Consider the following 17,690-nt stretch of genomic DNA (forward strand, 5'->3'; position numbering starts at 1 on the left):
TTATAAAGTTCAAATGAGGCAACAGTGAATATTCAAAAAACGGGTGAAAAACACCCAAAAACTATCAGATTATGGCCTAAAAACTATCCGCAAACAGTTTTTAGGCTAAATTCCGTCAGTTTCACCCCCGCCGTACTTAAAAAAATCCCGTAAACTTGCATCATCGAAATTTAACAACGAATATTCACAATTTAAAAAGCAACGTATATGAAAAGTGTAAGCTTCAGAAAAGATTTAGTAGGAGTACAAGACGAATTACTCCGTTTCGCTTATAAGCTGACAACCGACCGCGAAGAAGCAAACGATTTGTTGCAGGAAACATCATTAAAAGCATTAGACAATGAAGATAAATATATGCCTGACACAAATTTTAAAGGATGGATGTATACCATCATGCGCAATATCTTTATCAACAACTACCGCAAAGTAGTTCGTGACCAGACATTCGTTGACCGGACGGACAACCTTTACCACCTGAATTTACCGCAGGACACAGGGTTTGAAAGTACCGAAAAAGCCTATGACCTGAAAGAGATGCACCGTGTAGTCAACTCATTACCCAAAGAATACAGAGTGCCTTTCGCCATGCACGTTTCCGGCTTCAAGTACCGCGAAATCGCAGAAAAGCTGAACCTGCCGTTAGGTACGATAAAGAGCCGCATATTCTTCACCCGCCAAAAACTGCAGGAAGAACTGAAGGACTTCCGCTAAACCTTAACAACACAATTCAATAGGTATCAGATAACTATAAGCTGCCAGTTGTCAGCGAATAGCCAAAGGCAAGAGGGAAACAACCCCTTCTTGCCTTTTTTATTTCCGTTCCCCCCACCTTACGCCTGCCCCAAAGCCGCCCCTTAATAAACGCCAAATAATGTAAAAGCCGAAAACTTTCAAAACCATCTGCTGTTGTTGAGGGAAATTCGACGGGGAAAATCCCCATCGCCCTAAACCTTTAAAAAAACAAATTAGTATGGAAGATTTAAATTTCAGAAAAGGTGATGCAAAAACCGACGTATTCGGTTCAGACAGAATGTTACAACCCTCTCCGGTAGAAAGAATTCCTGATGGTCCAACCACCCCTGAAGTCGCTTACCAAATGGTTAAAGATGAAACTTTTGCCCAGACTCAGCCACGCTTGAACTTAGCTACTTTCGTAACCACTTATATGGACGATTACGCTACCAAGCTGATGAACGAGGCAATCAACATCAACTATATTGATGAAACCGAATATCCTCGTATCGCCGTAATGAATGGCAAATGTATCAACATCGTCGCCAACTTGTGGAACTCTCCGGAAAAAGATACATGGAAAACCGGTGCGTTGGCAATCGGTTCTTCCGAAGCTTGTATGCTGGGCGGTGTAGCTGCATGGTTGCGCTGGCGTAAGAAAAGACAAGCTCAAGGTAAACCGTTTGACAAACCTAACTTCGTTATCTCAACAGGTTTCCAGGTTGTATGGGAAAAGTTCGCGCAACTGTGGCAGATCGAAATGCGCGAAGTGCCTTTGACTCTTGAAAAGACCACTCTCGACCCCGAAGAAGCGCTGAAGATGTGTGATGAAAACACGATCTGTGTTGTACCTATCCAAGGTGTTACATGGACAGGACTGAACGATGACGTTGAAGCACTGGACAAAGCTCTCGACGCTTACAACGCCAAAACCGGTTATGACATTCCTATCCACGTAGATGCCGCCAGTGGTGGTTTCATTCTTCCGTTCCTCTATCCGGACACGAAGTGGGATTTCCGTCTGAAATGGGTACTTTCTATCAGTGTATCTGGTCATAAGTTCGGTCTGGTATATCCGGGACTTGGCTGGGTTTGCTGGAAAGGCAAAGAATACCTGCCCGAAGAAATGTCATTCAGCGTCAACTATCTGGGTGCCAACATTACTCAGGTCGGCTTGAACTTCTCTCGTCCTGCCGCTCAGATTCTGGGACAATACTATCAATTCATCCGTTTGGGATTCCAAGGTTACAAGGAAGTACAATATAATTCTTTGCAGATTGCCAAATACATCCACGGTGAAATCGCCAAGATGGCTCCGTTCGTCAACTACTCCGAAAATGTAGTGAACCCATTGTTCATCTGGTATCTGAAACCGGAATATGCAAAGAGTGCCAAGTGGACATTGTACGATCTGCAGGACAAACTGTCTCAGCACGGCTGGATGGTTCCGGCTTATACATTGCCTTCCAAGCTGGAAGATTATGTAGTAATGCGTGTGGTTGTCCGCCAGGGATTCAGCCGCGACATGGCAGATATGTTGCTGGGTGATATCAAGAACGCAATTGCCGAACTGGAAAAACTTGATTTCCCGACTCCTACCCGCATGGCTCAGGAAAAGAATCTTCCGGTAGAAGCCAAGATGTTCAATCACGGTGGTCGTCGTCATAAAACCGTTAAAAAATAAATTGATCTATGGACAAAAAAGTAACACTCGCTCAATTGAAAGAAGTGGTACAGGAGGCATACGATCAGGTGAAAACGAATACAGGCGGTAAGAATGCCGACTATATCCCTTATCTGGCCAATGTCAACAAAGATCTCTTTGGAATCAGTGTCTGCCTGCTCAACGGGCAGACCATCCATGTGGGAGATACTGACTACCGCTTCGGCATCGAATCCGTATCCAAAGTACATACGGCTATCCTTGCACTGCGCCAATATGGTGCCAAAGAAATATTAGACAAGATCGGAGCTGACGCAACGGGCCTGCCTTTCAATTCAATCATTGCTATCCTGCTGGAAAATGACCATCCGTCTACCCCGTTGGTAAACGCCGGTGCCATCTCCGCCTGCAGTATGGTACAACCTATCGGCGACTCTGCCAAGAAGTGGGATGCCATCGTAGAGAACGTGACCGATTTATGCGGCAGCGCTCCCCAGCTGATTGATGAATTGTACAAATCCGAATCGGATACGAACTTCAACAACCGCTCCATTGCGTGGTTGCTGAAGAACTACAACCGTATTTATGATGATCCGGATATGGCGCTGGACCTGTATACCCGCCAATGCTCATTGGGAGTAACGGCCTTGCAGCTTTCTGTGGCAGCCGGAACAATCGCCAACGGTGGTGTGAATCCGGTGACAAAGAAAGAAGTATTCGATGCCAGCCTCGCTCCCAAGATCACTGCAATGATCGCTGCCGTAGGTTTCTACGAGCATACAGGAGACTGGATGTATACCTCCGGCATTCCGGCTAAAACCGGTGTAGGCGGTGGTGTAATGGGCGTATTGCCCGGGCAGTTCGGTATTGCCGCATTCGCTCCTCCTTTGGATGGTGCAGGCAATTCGGTAAAAGCACAATTGGCTATCCAATATGTCATGAATAAACTGGGACTGAATGTATTCAGTGACAATCACTTGATCGTAGTCGACTAGTTTATCCGCTCTATGAGAAAAACAAAAGGTTGCTATCCTTCAAAGGGATAGTAACCTTTTCTACTATCAATATCTTACTTCTATTTTCCTTAAGTACTCTATTCAAAAAAACAATGTACTTGAACACTAATATTCTCATACCTTTGAGAAAAATTTCTCAAAGGTATGAGAACACGTTGAGAATATAGAGACTCATATCGCACTGTGTATCATCCCAATACAAATCGATACGGATATGAGTCTGACCTTATAAAAAAGGATTATGTCCCCTATGCAGACGCCGTCTTTTCTTCCTCTTCCGCATAATACTGCTTTTTCTTTTGATTAGACTGCTGAATCAGATTCGTAATATAGACTGTAAAGATCGGGAACATCATCATTCCCAAAGCTGCCAGCAGTACGGAGAGTACTCTTCCGGTGGTCGTCATCGCGATTATATTCGACCCGACGGTAGTCACATCCATAAATGCCCACCACAAAGCGTCTCCATAATCCGTGACCAACGGATTCACTTTATGTTCAAGGACAAAGAAGGCAAGGCTGGCGAAATAGACCGTTGCCAGCAACATCGTCAGATAGGAGACGAACAGGCTGGAAGCCCGGTTATAGGTGAGCCAGCCCACTACGATGGCCAATGCGTATCCCCCTCTCAGCAAAGGAATAAACCGGAGCAGGTAAGTGACTTCGGGAGAAAAGGTCCACCCGTAATACGCAATGATGTTCTGATAAGGGATCGCCACCAGCAAAAAGATAAAGTGCGTCCGTATATAACGCCACTTATGCTTTGCCAGAAAAAACTCCAGTACAAAATCGAACAGGAACCAGATGCAAATCCACAACTGGATCTTCATGTACGAGGACTGTGTATAAAAAGGAATCCCCTTAAACGTATCGATCGAAATACTAATAACCAGAAAAAGGGACATTAACAATATAATAATGTGGAGAATGCCATAAATCCCCTTTTTCCCCAGAATAAAATCGGAAAGCGCTGATTTCATAACTACTTAATTTATAATAAAATGATTCTTATGTAACTTATAATGCTTAGAAACAATCTGAGAAAGCGATTGTTTCGGAACAGGCGTCCGGAGGTTTACAATTGAGCCATCCGGTGATGTTAATTAACGAACTTTGAAAGAGATTGCGGAAACATCTCACGCAAAATGTTGTTATAACACTGACTTTAAAATATTTTTCACTTAAAACCTTAACTTATGGCAAATATTAAAAATGCAGTGAAGCTGGGCGTGTTTACCCTGGCTATCATGAACGTTACGGCAGTAGTATCATTGCGTGGGCTACCAGCCGAGGCCGTATACGGAATGAGTTCGGCCTTCTACTATCTTTTCGCGGCGATTGTCTTCCTTATCCCGACATCGCTCGTAGCAGCTGAACTGGCAGCTATGTTTCAGGATAAGCAAGGTGGTGTGTTCCGGTGGGTAGGCGAAGCCTACGGCAAGAAACTGGGATTCCTCGCCATCTGGGTACAATGGATCGAAAGTACGATCTGGTATCCTACCGTATTGACATTCGGTGCCGTATCCATCGCCTTCATCGGAATGAACGACGTACATGATATGTCGCTGGCAAACAACAAGTATTACACCCTCGTCGTAGTTCTTATCATCTACTGGCTGGCTACATTCATTTCTCTGAAAGGTATGAGCTGGGTTGGTAAGGTAGCCAAAATCGGTGGTATGGTGGGTACGATTATTCCGGCCGCTTTGCTGATTATATTAGGTATTATCTATCTGGCAACTGGAGGACAATCCAATATGGATTTCCACAGCAGCTTCTTCCCTGACTTTACCAACTTCGATAACGTCGTCCTTGCTGCCAGTATCTTCCTGTTTTATGCCGGTATGGAAATGGGCGGTATCCACGTAAAAGACGTAGAGAACCCTTCCAAGAACTATCCGAAAGCCGTATTTATCGGTGCGCTGATCACTGTTCTTATCTTCGTATTGGGAACCTTCGCATTGGGCGTTATCATCCCTGCTAAGGATATTAACTTAACTCAGAGTCTGCTCGTCGGTTTCGATAACTATTTCAGATACATTCACGCTTCCTGGTTGTCACCGATCATCGCTATCGCTCTTGCATTCGGAGTGTTGGCAGGTGTGCTGACATGGGTTGCAGGTCCGTCAAAAGGTATCTTTGCCGTAGGTAAAGCAGGTTATATGCCTCCGTTCTTCCAGAAAACAAACAAACTGGGTGTACAGAAGAATATCTTGTTCGTGCAGGGTATCGCTGTGACTGTACTGAGTTTGTTGTTCGTCGTTATGCCTTCCGTACAGAGTTTCTATCAGATTCTGTCACAGCTGACAGTGATTCTTTATCTGATTATGTATCTGTTGATGTTCTCCGGAGCTATCGCACTGCGTTATAAGATGAAGAAATTGAATCGTCCGTTCCGTATCGGTAAATCCGGTAACGGTTTAATGTGGTTCATTGGTGGTCTTGGCTTCTGTGGTTCATTGCTCGCATTCATTCTGAGCTTTATCCCGCCCAGCCAGATTTCTACCGGTAGCAATACCGTTTGGTTCTCCGTATTGATCATCGGTGCATTGATCGTAGTCGTTGCTCCGTTTATCATCTACGCATCCAAGAAACCGTCTTGGGTAGATCCAAACTCTAATTTCGAGCCGTTCCATTGGGAAGTTCAGCCTCAGGCTGTTACTGTCGGTGTTACTGCCAACAGTGCAAATGCCGCTCGTCCGGCTTCTGCTTCGACATCGTCTGCAAGTCCGGTCAGTTCCGCTACTGCCAGACCAGCAAGTACCCCAACTTCCGGTCCGGCAAGCGCAGGCTCTACAACCTCCGGTTCTACTCCGACAAGCAATCCAGCTCCTTCCGGTGGAAATACCGCAGCAAGCAACGGATCGCCAGATTCCGGAATTAAAGATGCGGGTGCACCTAAATCTTAAAAGCTAAACATATTGTTTACATAAATAATCCCACCTTGAATATTTCCTGATTCAAGGTGGGATTATTCATATCTTATCATTTGTTATTTCTTTCTTCGTAACCAAAGGCAAGATGAACAAAAAAGTACTACCCTTACCGACTTCCGATTCTACACCGAATCTTCCCCCAAGATTATGAACAATTGTTTGCGAAAGTGTCAGTCCAAGCCCTGTTCCCTGCATCTCCCGATCAAGCTTCGTAAAACGGGAGAATATCTTTTCCTGCTCCTCCTTCGGAATGCCGATACCGGTATCCGATACATAAAAATAGACTTCATCCGTGCCTTCCATACGACATCCGAAACGGATTTCACCTGTTTTAGTAAATTTCATCGCATTATGAAGCAAGTTCGTCAATACCTGAATAATACGCTGCTTCTCCGAATGCATCATAATCGGTTCCAGATGTGCTTCACAGACCAGTGTCACCAAAGGATTCTCATTCAGCCTCATTCCGAAAAGTCCTTCCAGCTCCCTCAGCAGATCATTGGCATCAAACTCCGAATATACAAAGTTCAACACGCCTGCATCTATTTGCGAAAGATCGAAGATATCATTTACCAGTCGCAATAACCGCTCATTATTTTCAGAGATAATATCGGTATACATCTTCTTTTCCTCCTCGCTGGTAGCCGTAGCCATCAACCCAGAGAATCCGATAATGGCATTCAACGGAGTACGGACTTCGTGACTCATATTAGCGATAAAGGCAGACTTAAGTTTGTCGGCAGAAATCGCATTTTCTCTTTCTACATCCAGCAGGCGCTGCATATTTCGAAGTTCCGTCACATCATAGACTGTCAGCACCATACGTTCTTCACCATTTATTTTCAGATAAGTGCCCGAAACAGAAACATCACAGGGAATAACCGTCTTTTCATCCTCACTTAAAAGTTGCATAGAGGCATCCAGTTTCTTAAAGCTTCTCTTCTCATAAAAAGCCTTGCTTATAGATGTACGTATACAGCACAACTTACACTGTTCATGTTTCCCGCATTCTCCGGCTACTATCGCATTTCTGCAATGCAATAAATCTCCGACTCTTTTTTCTTCTCCCTGCGCAGGAGTCAAATGATTCAGTGTATAATAATTGGTATTGTGGACGATGAGGTCTCTGTCAATCAACAGATAGTAAACGTTTATATTCTGTAGTATGGAAGTCAACTCTTTGGATTCATGCAGCATTACAGATGTTTCCAATATCATTTTCTTCTTAACCGACTGATACTTAATCAGTAGATAAATGAATCCAGCTAATAAAACAACTGTAACAAACTGTAATGCCATAATAATATATTCTATTGTTTGTAGTGCCCTGATCGTTTTGACTCGTAAAAGTATAAAATATACCGAATAAATGATACTACATTTGCATATTTATTCTACCTAGAAAGAAAAGTTTTTTTTCTTTCTCCCTAAGTAGACGAAAAATTCTCTCTAAGTTATTGCAGTATTAAAAAATATACTTATCTTTGCACCCGCAAACGAGAAAGGTGCCATAGCTCAGTTGGTAGAGCAAAGGACTGAAAATCCTTGTGTCCCCGGTTCGATTCCTGGTGGCACCACTATCGATTCGGTAATTTCTCAGAACCCATTGAAATTCAGTCATTTCAATGGGTTTTCTTTTATATTCCAATACGCAAATTCTAGTCGATTCGAGTATCTGGAAATGTCCCATTCGGTGGCTTTTTCAGAGTCCCTTAAAAAAACCACCGATTGCACTATATTTCACTCATTTACAATAATTTGCGCCAATCATTTTTAGGAGCAAAAACATACTTTTGCATACCTGCTTGAATGTAATGGAAATAGCGGAAAAAAAAAGCAAAAAAGATTCTTCCTTTACCGACAAATATAAGATGAAGGAAAACAAAGAGAATCTTAAAACTAAAAAAAACGGTGGTTTTTCAGACCATGTTTACAAAAAAGCCACCGATTTTAACTTTTTTACCGACTTCCAACTCATCTTTCAAGTTGACAGAATAACTAATTGTATTTACCAACTTAAAGAAAAAAGGTTATGAAACAAGGAACAATGAAGATTCTGTTTTTCGTTCTTAAAACGAAATTACTAAAAAATGGTGAAGCACCTATTCTAATGAGGATCACAATTAACGGTCAATACGAAGAAACACGAATCCAAAGAAGCGTTCCTCTCAAACTGTGGAACGCAGCCAAAGGATGTAGTAAAGGAAAAGACCGGGCTTCCAATGAACTCAACAGTTATTTATCTGAATTAGCCACGCGAGCATTGGAAAAATATAAGGAACTTATACTGGAGCAGGCAATATCCACTCCCTCCTTAATACTAAAACGTGTATTCGGCAAGGATACGGAAATGCGTACCCTGCTTGGAACAATACGACAAGAAATCAAGGAGATGGAGAAAGTTGTGAATATTGACTATGCACCAGTGACCATCAACCGTTACAAAAATGTACTGAAAAAACTCGAAAATTCCATTCCTACATTTTATGACAAAGAGGATATTACTTTCCACGAGCTCACTCCGGAATTCATAAAAGCCTTTGACCTGCATTTAAAAACAGAAGTCGGTTTGTGCCGCAATACTATTGTACGATATATGAAATGTTTCAAGAAAATCACAAATATGGCACTGGCAAAAGGTTGGATGAAGAAAGATGCGTTTTATGGATACAAAATGGAGCAGGATGAAACCGATCCTGTATTCCTCACATATGACGAATTACAGACCGTTATGAATAAGGAATTCACTATACCCCGATTAGTACTGGTACGAGATATTTTCATTTTCGCCTGCTTCACCGGTCTAGCATTTGCCGATGTATCCACGCTCAAAAAAGAAGATCTGGTGCAGGACAATAATGGAGACTGGTGGATCAGAAAAGGGAGAATCAAACTAATGCATCGGCATAAAGCATCTTCCATCTGTAACATACCTCTACTTCCCGTTCCGCTTGCCATACTAAAGAAGTATGAAAATAATCCTGTTTGCATCAAAAAAGGATGTTGTCTCCCAGTTCCCTGCAACCAAAAAATGAACAGCTATCTCAAAGAAATAGCAGATTTCTGCGGAATTAAGAAAAATATCACCACTCACGCTGGTCGGCATACATTCGGGACTACCATTACGCTCGCCAATAATGTACCCCTACAAGACGTATCAGTTATGCTTGGACATGCTTCCACACGAATGACCCAACATTATGCCCGAGTCATGAATGCCAGTCTAAAAAAATCCATGCTCAATGTCAAGAAACGATTAACACAATAAATTATCTACGGCATGTTATTATAAGAGTTCGAAAGGGTATACTTTTCAAACTCTTATAACTCTGATCCATACGAAACTATCGGAACTAAAAACAGTATATAGTATCCCGTAAGTTGTATTTTCTCAATCTTCTTCAATTTTGCACCTAAATAGATTCTATGTGTTTCCAATAAGATTTACCTTATTACAACATGATAAAGATAGTTATTCTATATTGGATAATCAAGTAAAGAATATATTATTAAACTCACCTGAAACCACATTTTCATTCAAGAAATCAACTACTTTGATAAATTCATCAGGAAAAAACGGCAATATATTTCATCTAACAAACATAGCAACACACATTACTCATCTTCATTCTTATCTTCCGATATTACCTTAAGTAATTCCCCAAAATCCGCATCAGCCATTTCGTGTGATGTCAACCGCTCTTCATCATTTTTCTTCTTCAATGCAACTCTCTCTATTATTCTCATAGGTTGTATAACAAGAGCCTCATTTTCGGGCTGAAACTGGTATGCCGCTGAAAGGTCTTTCATAATGAAGTTCATTTCACCAATTCTAAGAACCTTTTCACCCAGCACATAGTAGAACATCACGTAACCATTACGCTTTAAATAATCATTCAATATATCTCTCCGTACGAAAAGACCATTAATGCAATTACCATGCCCTGTATTTAAAGCCGCCACGCTACCGTCTGTAGCCTTTATCACGCCTCTTATCTCTGAACAATAAAGCCCCATCTGGTCCATCATTTCTGCACAAGGCATATATACAGTACTCAGAAACTCATTTTCTCTACCTATTCCTTCCCAGTCTTCTTGCAGTTGTGCTTCATACGACAACTGCATATCGCAAGGACAATCATGCGAACGAGACCACACTTCATGTTCGATTGACGACTTATACACATCAGCCCAGGGATAATCATTCCATAGGAATTCTATCATACCACGACGCTCTGGCATCCATCGTCCATAAAAATTCTGATTCTTTGCCCAATCAGCAAACTTCTCAGCATCTTCTTGTTTCACAAAACCCGCATTGCTAAACAAAAATGTCTCTTTCTCATCTTCTTTGGAGGTATCATAACCCATCAGCATCACATACTCTGGACCATCCTGAAGCTTAGCCATACATCTGAAGTCTGGTAAGTACTCATTCTTGTTTATCCAGTATTCTTCTTCCTTGCCTTTAATTGGCTGTATTTCTATTCCTATCAATCCCGCTTCAGGTTCGTACTTCTGTTCCACATCAAGTGTTGGGTCAAAACGAGATATTTCTGCAGTGTTCCACGGATAGGGGTTAGATATCAAATCTTTCTCCTCTGCTTCGTCGCTGTAGTAGTATTGTTCTTTCGAAGTACGACAAGCATCCATCATACGGGCATTCACCCTATGCCATGCCAACCATTGGAACTTTTTTCCTATTCTTTCCTGATTATTATGCGATCTGTCAGGCGAGTACTTCCCATTATCCAGATAACCTAACTTGTCATTCCAATCAAACACCTTCATAATATAATAGGCCATTTCTGCCATAATATTATGAAGAAGAATACCTTGGTACTTTCCACCTTCTGTTAATAGGAAATAATCATTGCTGAAATGTCTGTTGTTAGTTCCAATGATATAACGATTAAAATCCTCTAAACTGAACAGAGAGTTATACATCTTGATTGACCCCTGTTGCAGGCCAAAATAACCTTGCGTTATATGATGGTATTCAGGAATGGCACTTTCATCTATAGGTTGTGGCTTGAATGGTGTCCTGATGCATTTCCAATAGTCACATGCTTCATCCAGATAGTATGCTCGCTCTATAATTTTCAATGTCCATTGACGAACTATTAAATCTTGTGGCACTGTCTCCTCATGCTCATAATAGAGATGAAATATGCAGCATGCAATAGCAGAGGTCAGTTCTTTATCCCGGGAAGGTAGCACTACACCGCAGACAGCACAATATAGTCCGCCTAACACATATGGGTCATTGACATTCTCAAACAATCTTATCAGCCATAAAATTAGCGTCTGATGTATCTGGAGGATCTTTCTGAGCTTCCTGATGATAATCGCTCTGAACTTGGGGTGCGAAGAACTGAGCATCCATGTAATGCATATCAGATATTCCCTCTCGCCATCACTCACCTCTAATGTATAATCTTGTTCCAGAGGCACCTCTCCTATATATTTATCGCCATACATTTCGTACATCTGGTTGACATAGCGTGTCCACATCAGGTCTCTGCGCCCCACTGTTGAGTAGGTTTTCAACTTCTCGTGTATCTGTAAAGCCTCATCCAATGTTACCTCACCAAATTTTTGTACAAGACGTAAGGGATTGACCTTATCGTTGTCAAGCCGCTGTAAAATTGATATAAGCTGTTGATCGGTTATATCCAACTCCATTAGGAAGTCATAATAGAGTTCATACAACGGACCTCCTTTCTGTATCAACCTCTCGTCATAAACTTCCAGTTTTTTATGATACCAACAGTCAAACAGAGCTTTGACTGCCGTCCTGAATTTCTCGGACGGCACTGTAGTATTCCGCTCCAAATACTTTCTCTCGTCATCTATCCACCGCAATAGTCCCTTCACATCCATCTTCGACTGCAACAGCTCACCTGCCTTGTAGTAGTCACCTAAGTTTTCATATTCAAACATCACTGCGGGTTCACCTGTATGTGAACGGTCATCTAAAAGCAGATTAGCTGTCAGGCACGCGTGCAACAGGTCTTTTTCCCACAGCCTGTACGGAGCCATGCGTTGTCCGTATTGGCGAGCTTTGCGCCGCGTTATAGGGTTAAAATGGTTATAAAAAACGCTATAGTTAGCCAACTTTGACAAATATTTATCTGCAATATTCAGTTCTGGGTCTTCATCCACCAGATCCGTCACCTTTTCATTCTTTTTGGTCACATACCTTTTGTACAGCATCTGCTTGTTGACGTGGCGTCTTTCATTTTCTGTTAGTGAATGGAAGGTCTCACAGAATATCTTTAGGAACAGTGGGTTCTTGAACGCTTCTATCCGATGGTTTCGGTAATGTTGATCAATACCATACTCTTCAAAGTAATCATCAATAGCTTTAGCCTTATTCACAAATCCCTCTATTATTTGTATGTGCCACTTCTTACTTTCCAAAAGGTCATTCATCTCTTTGTCGAAAGGTATCCTAACGGAAATAATGAGTCGAATATGGTCATAGTTTTCCAGTTCCACGCGTAATGCACCAAGATGATTATTCCAGTAGCTACATCCTAAACCTTCATTGATAGCATCTATCACTATCACAGCATAGCGACCACGGTTCTTCAACTCTTGATTGAAATCCGCGAAACTCATCTCCTGACAAACCATGTCTCGAATATAGCTGATAGCAGACTGGTAAGCTTGGAAGTCCGTTCCAAAGAAAAGATATATATTTGTCTTGGTCTGATTCTTTAGGGCATATTCACATAAACAATGTGTCTTGCCGGAGCCCGCTTTCCCTATCAAACAAAGGTTCTTTGTTTCAGTAAATCTAAGTCGCTCAAAATCTTCTTCTTTCAGTTCATAGACAATTTCATTCAGTTTCCTTACTTTGTCACTGTATCCTCCAGACCTGAAAGGATGCTCACTTTCTATATAATCATAGCAGCGTTTCAGAATGCTACAACCATTGGCCATCAACATATCAATATCCAAATCTAGCCATATTTTCAGCTTGTTTTGAATCATCTCTTTCATATGGTCAGGAAGTTTACTGATACATTCTGACAACGTCGCTGCCTTCTTAGCACTTTCTTCTAATTGCTGCTTATCCGAAATATTATCAAGTGTCTTTTCTAAGTCTCTATTCTCTTGATGCAACTTGGGCATATATCTGCCATGAACCGTAGCCACAGCATCTTTGCAAAGCTGATAGCTACGACCAATACCCATAGTGGTAATATCGTCTGTAACCCAGTCGATATCATAACGAATGCCTTTATTGTCAAGATGTTCTTTAGCCTTTGATACCGATAGGTAGCTCAGCGTCTCATTTATCTGAAGAACAATAATGCCTGTCACCCTGCCAGACATGCTGACCACGGGTGAACCAGACAAACCATCGAAATTGTGTAGAGTCAGTTTATCATCACGTATCAGGGTGCGGTTGTTCCATACACCCCCTTCTATCTCAAGTCGGTTTCTCACCTCCAAATCCACGAGATTACATCCCATAGCCATTTCTTGTGGATAGCCATATACACGAAGGGGCAAGTTCTTCACATACACGTCACACAATAAGGTCATATACTCTGTTGCATGATAGTCTGCTTCTGGTACTACGGTCAGCAATGCTAAATCAATAGCGTTTCCTGGAATTGACAGTTCTTCTCCCATACACAGCAGGGATTGTCCAGCCACATTGATATAAATAGCGGCAGGTGCCGCCACACTTTGGAAATGGGCTTTCACCACATGGCGAGCTGTTAGCAACTGTGTATCGCTGATAAAAAAGGCCGTTCCCTGCTCCGATTCGCAGTGTACAGGCACTACTAGTGTTTCTACTGTTTTACCATTCAAATAACTCATACTCTTGCTCAGTAATGATAGTTTCTACGCCTAATTCGCGTTTTACCTCCTCGTTTAACCCATTCATCTTTTCCGTAATTGTACACTGGCGGCTGAAAACTATCAGTTTTGCTTGATCATCTTTATGTTTTTCTGCTATTCTTCCAAACGTTCCCCATGCGGGATACTTTTCCCCCTTTCCTCCGGGTATGAAATATATATGTGAATTGATGCGGTCAAGCAAAGTTTTGCTGCTATTTCCATTACTTCCATGGTGTGACACTTTAATAGCATCACACTCCATAGGTTTTGCTTGGTCTTTGTATTTGTTGTCAATGGTTTCCTCAATAATATCGGCAAAAGCATCACCAAGCATCGCTATCCTATGTTCACCACATTCCAACATAAACGCTATAGACGAACAGTTGGTGTCAGAGTCATCGGCGCCCTCTTCCTTGGCTTGCTTCCTCACAAATGCCACATTATAGACAGGTTTATTCTTGGCAGAAATCTGCTTGCCTCCAAACTTATCTTGGTAGGCATCTACTAACCTTATCAGCAGTTCTTGTAATTCCTCAACATTCTCTATACTTTCATTCCAAGCCTGCATGAAATACTTATCAAAAGCTTCCTTGAATTTATTCTCAATAGCTTTTAGTGCTTCTTGCCTGGGGGCAAGAAAAACTATCTTTCCAAAACCTCCGGGTATATCAAAGTCTTCTGTATTAGACGTGATATATTCCGTTTTCCACACTCCTTTAAATTTCTCATTGCAAAGGATAGTTTGAGCAAGTGTTTTTCCTTGTGTTGCAGTGATTTCTCGGTAGTTGATAGCATCAAACTCTACGGGCAATGCCTTTTGTATTTGCTTTAGGATTGCTTTCTGCTGATCATTAAGTTCTATATATTCTGCACCTTTTGTCCGTTTATAACAGTTATACCATATTTCTCCTACAGTTAGACCTTCGTGCTTTTTTAGCATAGTAGCTATCCCTTGTATGTGGTCGCCATCTATGTGGGTGGCTATCAATAGATCTATATGATTGTGTAGTGCGTTTTGCAAGTATTCTTTCAAGGGTTCAGTGTAACTACCGCAATCTACCATAATCACATATTGCTCCCCTTCATTCTTTACAAGACGAATAATATTACAATCACCAATACCTGCATCAAATGAACGAAAATAGCATTTCATAATTCATCTTCTTTACATTTATTCTTTATCTTTTCTCCTATCGCTTTTCCATGTAATCCAACTGAGCCATTAGATCGACAAGTATTGGATTTCATCTTTTCAAGTATCAACTTGAAATCGTATACGATACATTCTGATATCAAAGTCTCTAATTCTATTTTCATATAGAAATCATATTTTTAAGTGCGAAGATAAAAAGAAACTAATAATGTGTAGATTTATCATCGTTATCCATAAAATAGCTACAAATTAGTTATAGCACAGACATTTAGATTCTCTATACTTCAAATAACTCCTACTCTTATTTATTTCCAAAAATAATGCATAAAAGCGACATATCAATGGATTTTATCATACAAAATCTAAAATCCATTTCATTCTACTTTTTATAAAAACGTCATCTCATAAATTTAATGACCATTCAACGATAGAAACATAACTGAAAGAAAACTCGAAAATCATTCTATAAATCCCCAAAGAACCTCTGTCTGCCTATCACCAACATATAAACAGTTATTTGAAAGAAATAGCCGATTTATACGAAATAAAAAAGCAGCTGAAGATACATATTGCCAAACACAACATTTTTTATATCTCATTGAAAATAAAACAGTTATTTTTCACTTTATAGACAATAAGTAGAAATTTAGAAATGATCAAATTACAATATTCAGTTTTACCTTGTATTGACTCAAAGAACGATTTCCGTAATGTAAATATATGTTCTACAAGCGAGATATGCAAGACTTTCTTGATTTAATCAATTATAAATCAATAATAAAAATGGTATCTAATTTCACAATGTCATCAAAACATATTTTTTATATCATATTGTATTTTTAGTTTCTCCGCAAAATTTGACAGGCTTTATATTCACTGACCTCACCAGCTATTGGAACATGGTTACTTTCAGATCATATTTACGGCTTTCTGCATCAAGATTCACATCATATTCCTTCAATCCCTTTTTTACAGCTATTCTGTGTAGTTTTTCCTTGTCTTTTTTTGCTATATCCGGCCCATAATATATTGCTTTCAAACATCCTGTGTCTGGAATTGAGGCATAGTCCTCTTCATTTTCAAAATTATAGTAAAGCATTCTCCATTCGTGTTCATGTTCGTATTCTTTTTGATCTTTATATAGATAGGCCTTGTACCAATACAACTGATTAACAGAGATTATAGAATTCAAGTAATTAAGCCAGTTCTTGTCTCCGATCTGTTTGAAATATTCATATGTATGGATATTTCCTTCATCCAACGTGACATCAGGTCGCAGATCAGTGTATATAACAGGAAAGAGATTTACATTCATTCCCAATTTATTATATTTAAAAACACAGTTTCTAAGATCATATTCCAGTGCAAAGCCTTTATATCCGTCAGCATACCTGTCCCACATATACTTTGACTGCACATTTTCTGTAAAACAAGCTATTTTAGCACTATTCTGAGGATTGCGAAAACGGGCCTCCCGGCTTTTTATGGCAGACTCAATATTGTCAACAAATCCAACATACTCCTCTTCAAGGATCTTGTCTATGATCTGCTCGTCTGTATATCCGCATTCTCTGTAGTAACATATCCGGGTTGCTTTCTCTGTTCTTATATTAGGGGATTTATGTGTTATATGGAAAAGACATATACGTAATGCATCCTTTAATGCCCTTTTTAAATCTTCTCGAATCTTGTCCTGATTTATATACAAATATGAATCATATTTATCTGGAAACATCCCTGCATGGCATAATGAAATAGTCCCCTCCCTAAACGATTTAATAGAATAGCCGGACTTATCCATTCTACGATATCGAAAAAGCTTTTCCGGTATATTGGGAAGAAGCAATTTATAAATATCATGCCATGCGGATGCCTCATTTACCTGACATGTAATATAAGAACTTTCCAGAATATCTTGAAATTTTTTTCTAAAATCCATCATAATATATAACTATAGGTTTATTATATTAATAAATAATTCTCAATCTTTTCATCTGACTAGATAGTAATATTTTTAACAGAAGTATATTGCTGCCATCGTCCTGCAGAATATTCTCAAATAAAATAGAAACCAATAGTATAATTCTCGAGAAACGTCGGCAAACTGATTTAGTGGAGAAACTCGGCAATAAACCAACCACTATCATTTTGTATGGTCCGTTCTATTCACTAGTCTGATTTTTACCTAACGATCGCGAATTATATTGGGCTCACTTCCTTCTTGCCTTCTTTGACCTTCTATTGACATTTACCTTAATTATAAGATGCTCTGTTACTTACATTGCCGATAACGAAAGCTTGTTTATTTTTTATTGTCATATAGTAAAATA

General features: G+C 40.4%; 12 protein-coding genes and 1 tRNA gene. 7 read left to right on the forward strand and 6 right to left on the reverse strand.

The annotated features are described in order from the left end of the window. The first annotated feature begins 207 nt into the window (after nucleotides 1-207). Nucleotides 208-711: an RNA polymerase sigma factor gene (locus tag BT_RS12990; RefSeq protein ID WP_011108357.1), complete on the forward strand. Its 504-nt coding sequence runs from the start codon at nucleotides 208-210 to the stop codon at nucleotides 709-711. A 34-nt stretch (nucleotides 712-745) separates the two neighbouring features. Here the strand turns inward: BT_RS12990 and BT_RS24915 are convergent, their stop codons facing one another. Then, nucleotides 746-940, reverse strand: coding sequence for a hypothetical protein (locus BT_RS24915; RefSeq protein WP_081013496.1), 195 nt, complete (start codon nucleotides 938-940; stop codon nucleotides 746-748). A 30-nt stretch (nucleotides 941-970) separates the two neighbouring features. Here BT_RS24915 and BT_RS13000 point away from each other — a divergent pair, with 30 nt between their 5' ends. Both BT_RS13000 and glsA read left to right on the forward strand, forming a co-directional pair. Continuing rightward, nucleotides 971-2,416 (forward strand): glutamate decarboxylase, encoded by a 1,446-nt coding sequence (locus BT_RS13000; RefSeq protein WP_011108358.1) that lies wholly within the window; start codon nucleotides 971-973, stop codon nucleotides 2,414-2,416. Between the two features lie 8 nt (nucleotides 2,417-2,424). Next, nucleotides 2,425-3,390, forward strand: a complete 966-nt coding sequence (gene glsA / locus BT_RS13005; RefSeq protein WP_008765205.1) for a glutaminase A — start codon at nucleotides 2,425-2,427, stop codon at nucleotides 3,388-3,390. Nucleotides 3,391-3,659: 269 nt separating this feature from the next. On the opposite strand, the gene BT_RS13010 is transcribed toward glsA, so the two are convergent. Continuing rightward, a complete protein-coding gene (locus tag BT_RS13010) occupies nucleotides 3,660-4,391 on the reverse strand; it encodes a potassium channel family protein (RefSeq protein WP_011108359.1) in 732 nt (243 codons plus the stop codon). Nucleotides 4,392-4,607: 216 nt separating this feature from the next. On the opposite strand from BT_RS13010, the gene gadC reads away from it, so the two are divergent. Next, nucleotides 4,608-6,320, forward strand: coding sequence for a putative glutamine/gamma-aminobutyrate antiporter GadC (gene gadC, locus BT_RS13015; RefSeq protein ID WP_011108360.1), 1,713 nt, complete (start codon nucleotides 4,608-4,610; stop codon nucleotides 6,318-6,320). A 66-nt stretch (nucleotides 6,321-6,386) separates the two neighbouring features. Here the strand turns inward: gadC and BT_RS13020 are convergent, their stop codons facing one another. Then, nucleotides 6,387-7,646, reverse strand: a complete 1,260-nt coding sequence (locus BT_RS13020; protein WP_011108361.1) for a sensor histidine kinase — start codon at nucleotides 7,644-7,646, stop codon at nucleotides 6,387-6,389. Nucleotides 7,647-7,851: 205 nt separating this feature from the next. Between BT_RS13020 and BT_RS13025 the strand changes: the two genes are divergently transcribed. The 3 genes from BT_RS13025 (at nucleotide 7,852) to BT_RS13035 (ending at nucleotide 9,615) form a co-directional block, all read left to right on the forward strand. Then, a tRNA-Phe gene (locus BT_RS13025) sits at nucleotides 7,852-7,924 on the forward strand. 237 nt (nucleotides 7,925-8,161) lie between these two features. Beyond that, on the forward strand, nucleotides 8,162-8,383 hold the full coding sequence (locus BT_RS13030; protein WP_011108362.1) for a hypothetical protein: 222 nt from the start codon (nucleotides 8,162-8,164) through the stop codon (nucleotides 8,381-8,383). Next, a complete protein-coding gene (locus tag BT_RS13035; protein ID WP_011108363.1) occupies nucleotides 8,380-9,615 on the forward strand; it encodes a site-specific integrase in 1,236 nt (411 codons plus the stop codon). The genes BT_RS13030 and BT_RS13035 overlap by 4 nt, the downstream gene beginning before the upstream one ends. 347 nt (nucleotides 9,616-9,962) lie before the next feature. On the opposite strand, the gene BT_RS13040 is transcribed toward BT_RS13035, so the two are convergent. The 3 genes from BT_RS13040 to BT_RS13050 form a co-directional block, all read right to left on the reverse strand. Beyond that, nucleotides 9,963-14,186: a S1 family peptidase gene (locus tag BT_RS13040; protein WP_011108364.1), complete on the reverse strand. Its 4,224-nt coding sequence runs from the start codon at nucleotides 14,184-14,186 to the stop codon at nucleotides 9,963-9,965. After that, a complete protein-coding gene (locus BT_RS13045) occupies nucleotides 14,167-15,360 on the reverse strand; it encodes an MBL fold metallo-hydrolase (protein ID WP_011108365.1) in 1,194 nt (397 codons plus the stop codon). The genes BT_RS13040 and BT_RS13045 overlap by 20 nt, the downstream gene beginning before the upstream one ends. Nucleotides 15,361-16,249: 889 nt before the next feature. Then, on the reverse strand, nucleotides 16,250-17,302 hold the full coding sequence (locus BT_RS13050) for a DUF2971 domain-containing protein (protein WP_162303079.1): 1,053 nt from the start codon (nucleotides 17,300-17,302) through the stop codon (nucleotides 16,250-16,252). Nucleotides 17,303-17,690: the final 388 nt, after the last annotated feature.

The organism is Bacteroides thetaiotaomicron VPI-5482, from assembly GCF_000011065.1.
GTDB lineage: Bacteria > Bacteroidota > Bacteroidia > Bacteroidales > Bacteroidaceae > Bacteroides > Bacteroides thetaiotaomicron.

Coding starts and splice junctions, on each gene's coding strand:
- BT_RS24915 (WP_081013496.1), bottom strand. CDS start 940: ATGGGGATTTTCCCCGTCGAATTTCCCTCAACAACAGCAGATGGTTTT.
- glsA (WP_008765205.1), top strand. CDS start 2,425: ATGGACAAAAAAGTAACACTCGCTCAATTGAAAGAAGTGGTACAGGAG.
- BT_RS13050 (WP_162303079.1), bottom strand. CDS start 17,302: ATGATGGATTTTAGAAAAAAATTTCAAGATATTCTGGAAAGTTCTTAT.
- BT_RS12990 (WP_011108357.1), top strand. CDS start 208: ATGAAAAGTGTAAGCTTCAGAAAAGATTTAGTAGGAGTACAAGACGAA.
- BT_RS13040 (WP_011108364.1), bottom strand. CDS start 14,186: ATGAGTTATTTGAATGGTAAAACAGTAGAAACACTAGTAGTGCCTGTA.
- BT_RS13010 (WP_011108359.1), bottom strand. CDS start 4,391: ATGAAATCAGCGCTTTCCGATTTTATTCTGGGGAAAAAGGGGATTTAT.
- BT_RS13035 (WP_011108363.1), top strand. CDS start 8,380: ATGAAACAAGGAACAATGAAGATTCTGTTTTTCGTTCTTAAAACGAAA.
- BT_RS13045 (WP_011108365.1), bottom strand. CDS start 15,360: ATGAAATGCTATTTTCGTTCATTTGATGCAGGTATTGGTGATTGTAAT.
- BT_RS13000 (WP_011108358.1), top strand. CDS start 971: ATGGAAGATTTAAATTTCAGAAAAGGTGATGCAAAAACCGACGTATTC.
- BT_RS13030 (WP_011108362.1), top strand. CDS start 8,162: ATGGAAATAGCGGAAAAAAAAAGCAAAAAAGATTCTTCCTTTACCGAC.
- gadC (WP_011108360.1), top strand. CDS start 4,608: ATGGCAAATATTAAAAATGCAGTGAAGCTGGGCGTGTTTACCCTGGCT.
- BT_RS13020 (WP_011108361.1), bottom strand. CDS start 7,646: ATGGCATTACAGTTTGTTACAGTTGTTTTATTAGCTGGATTCATTTAT.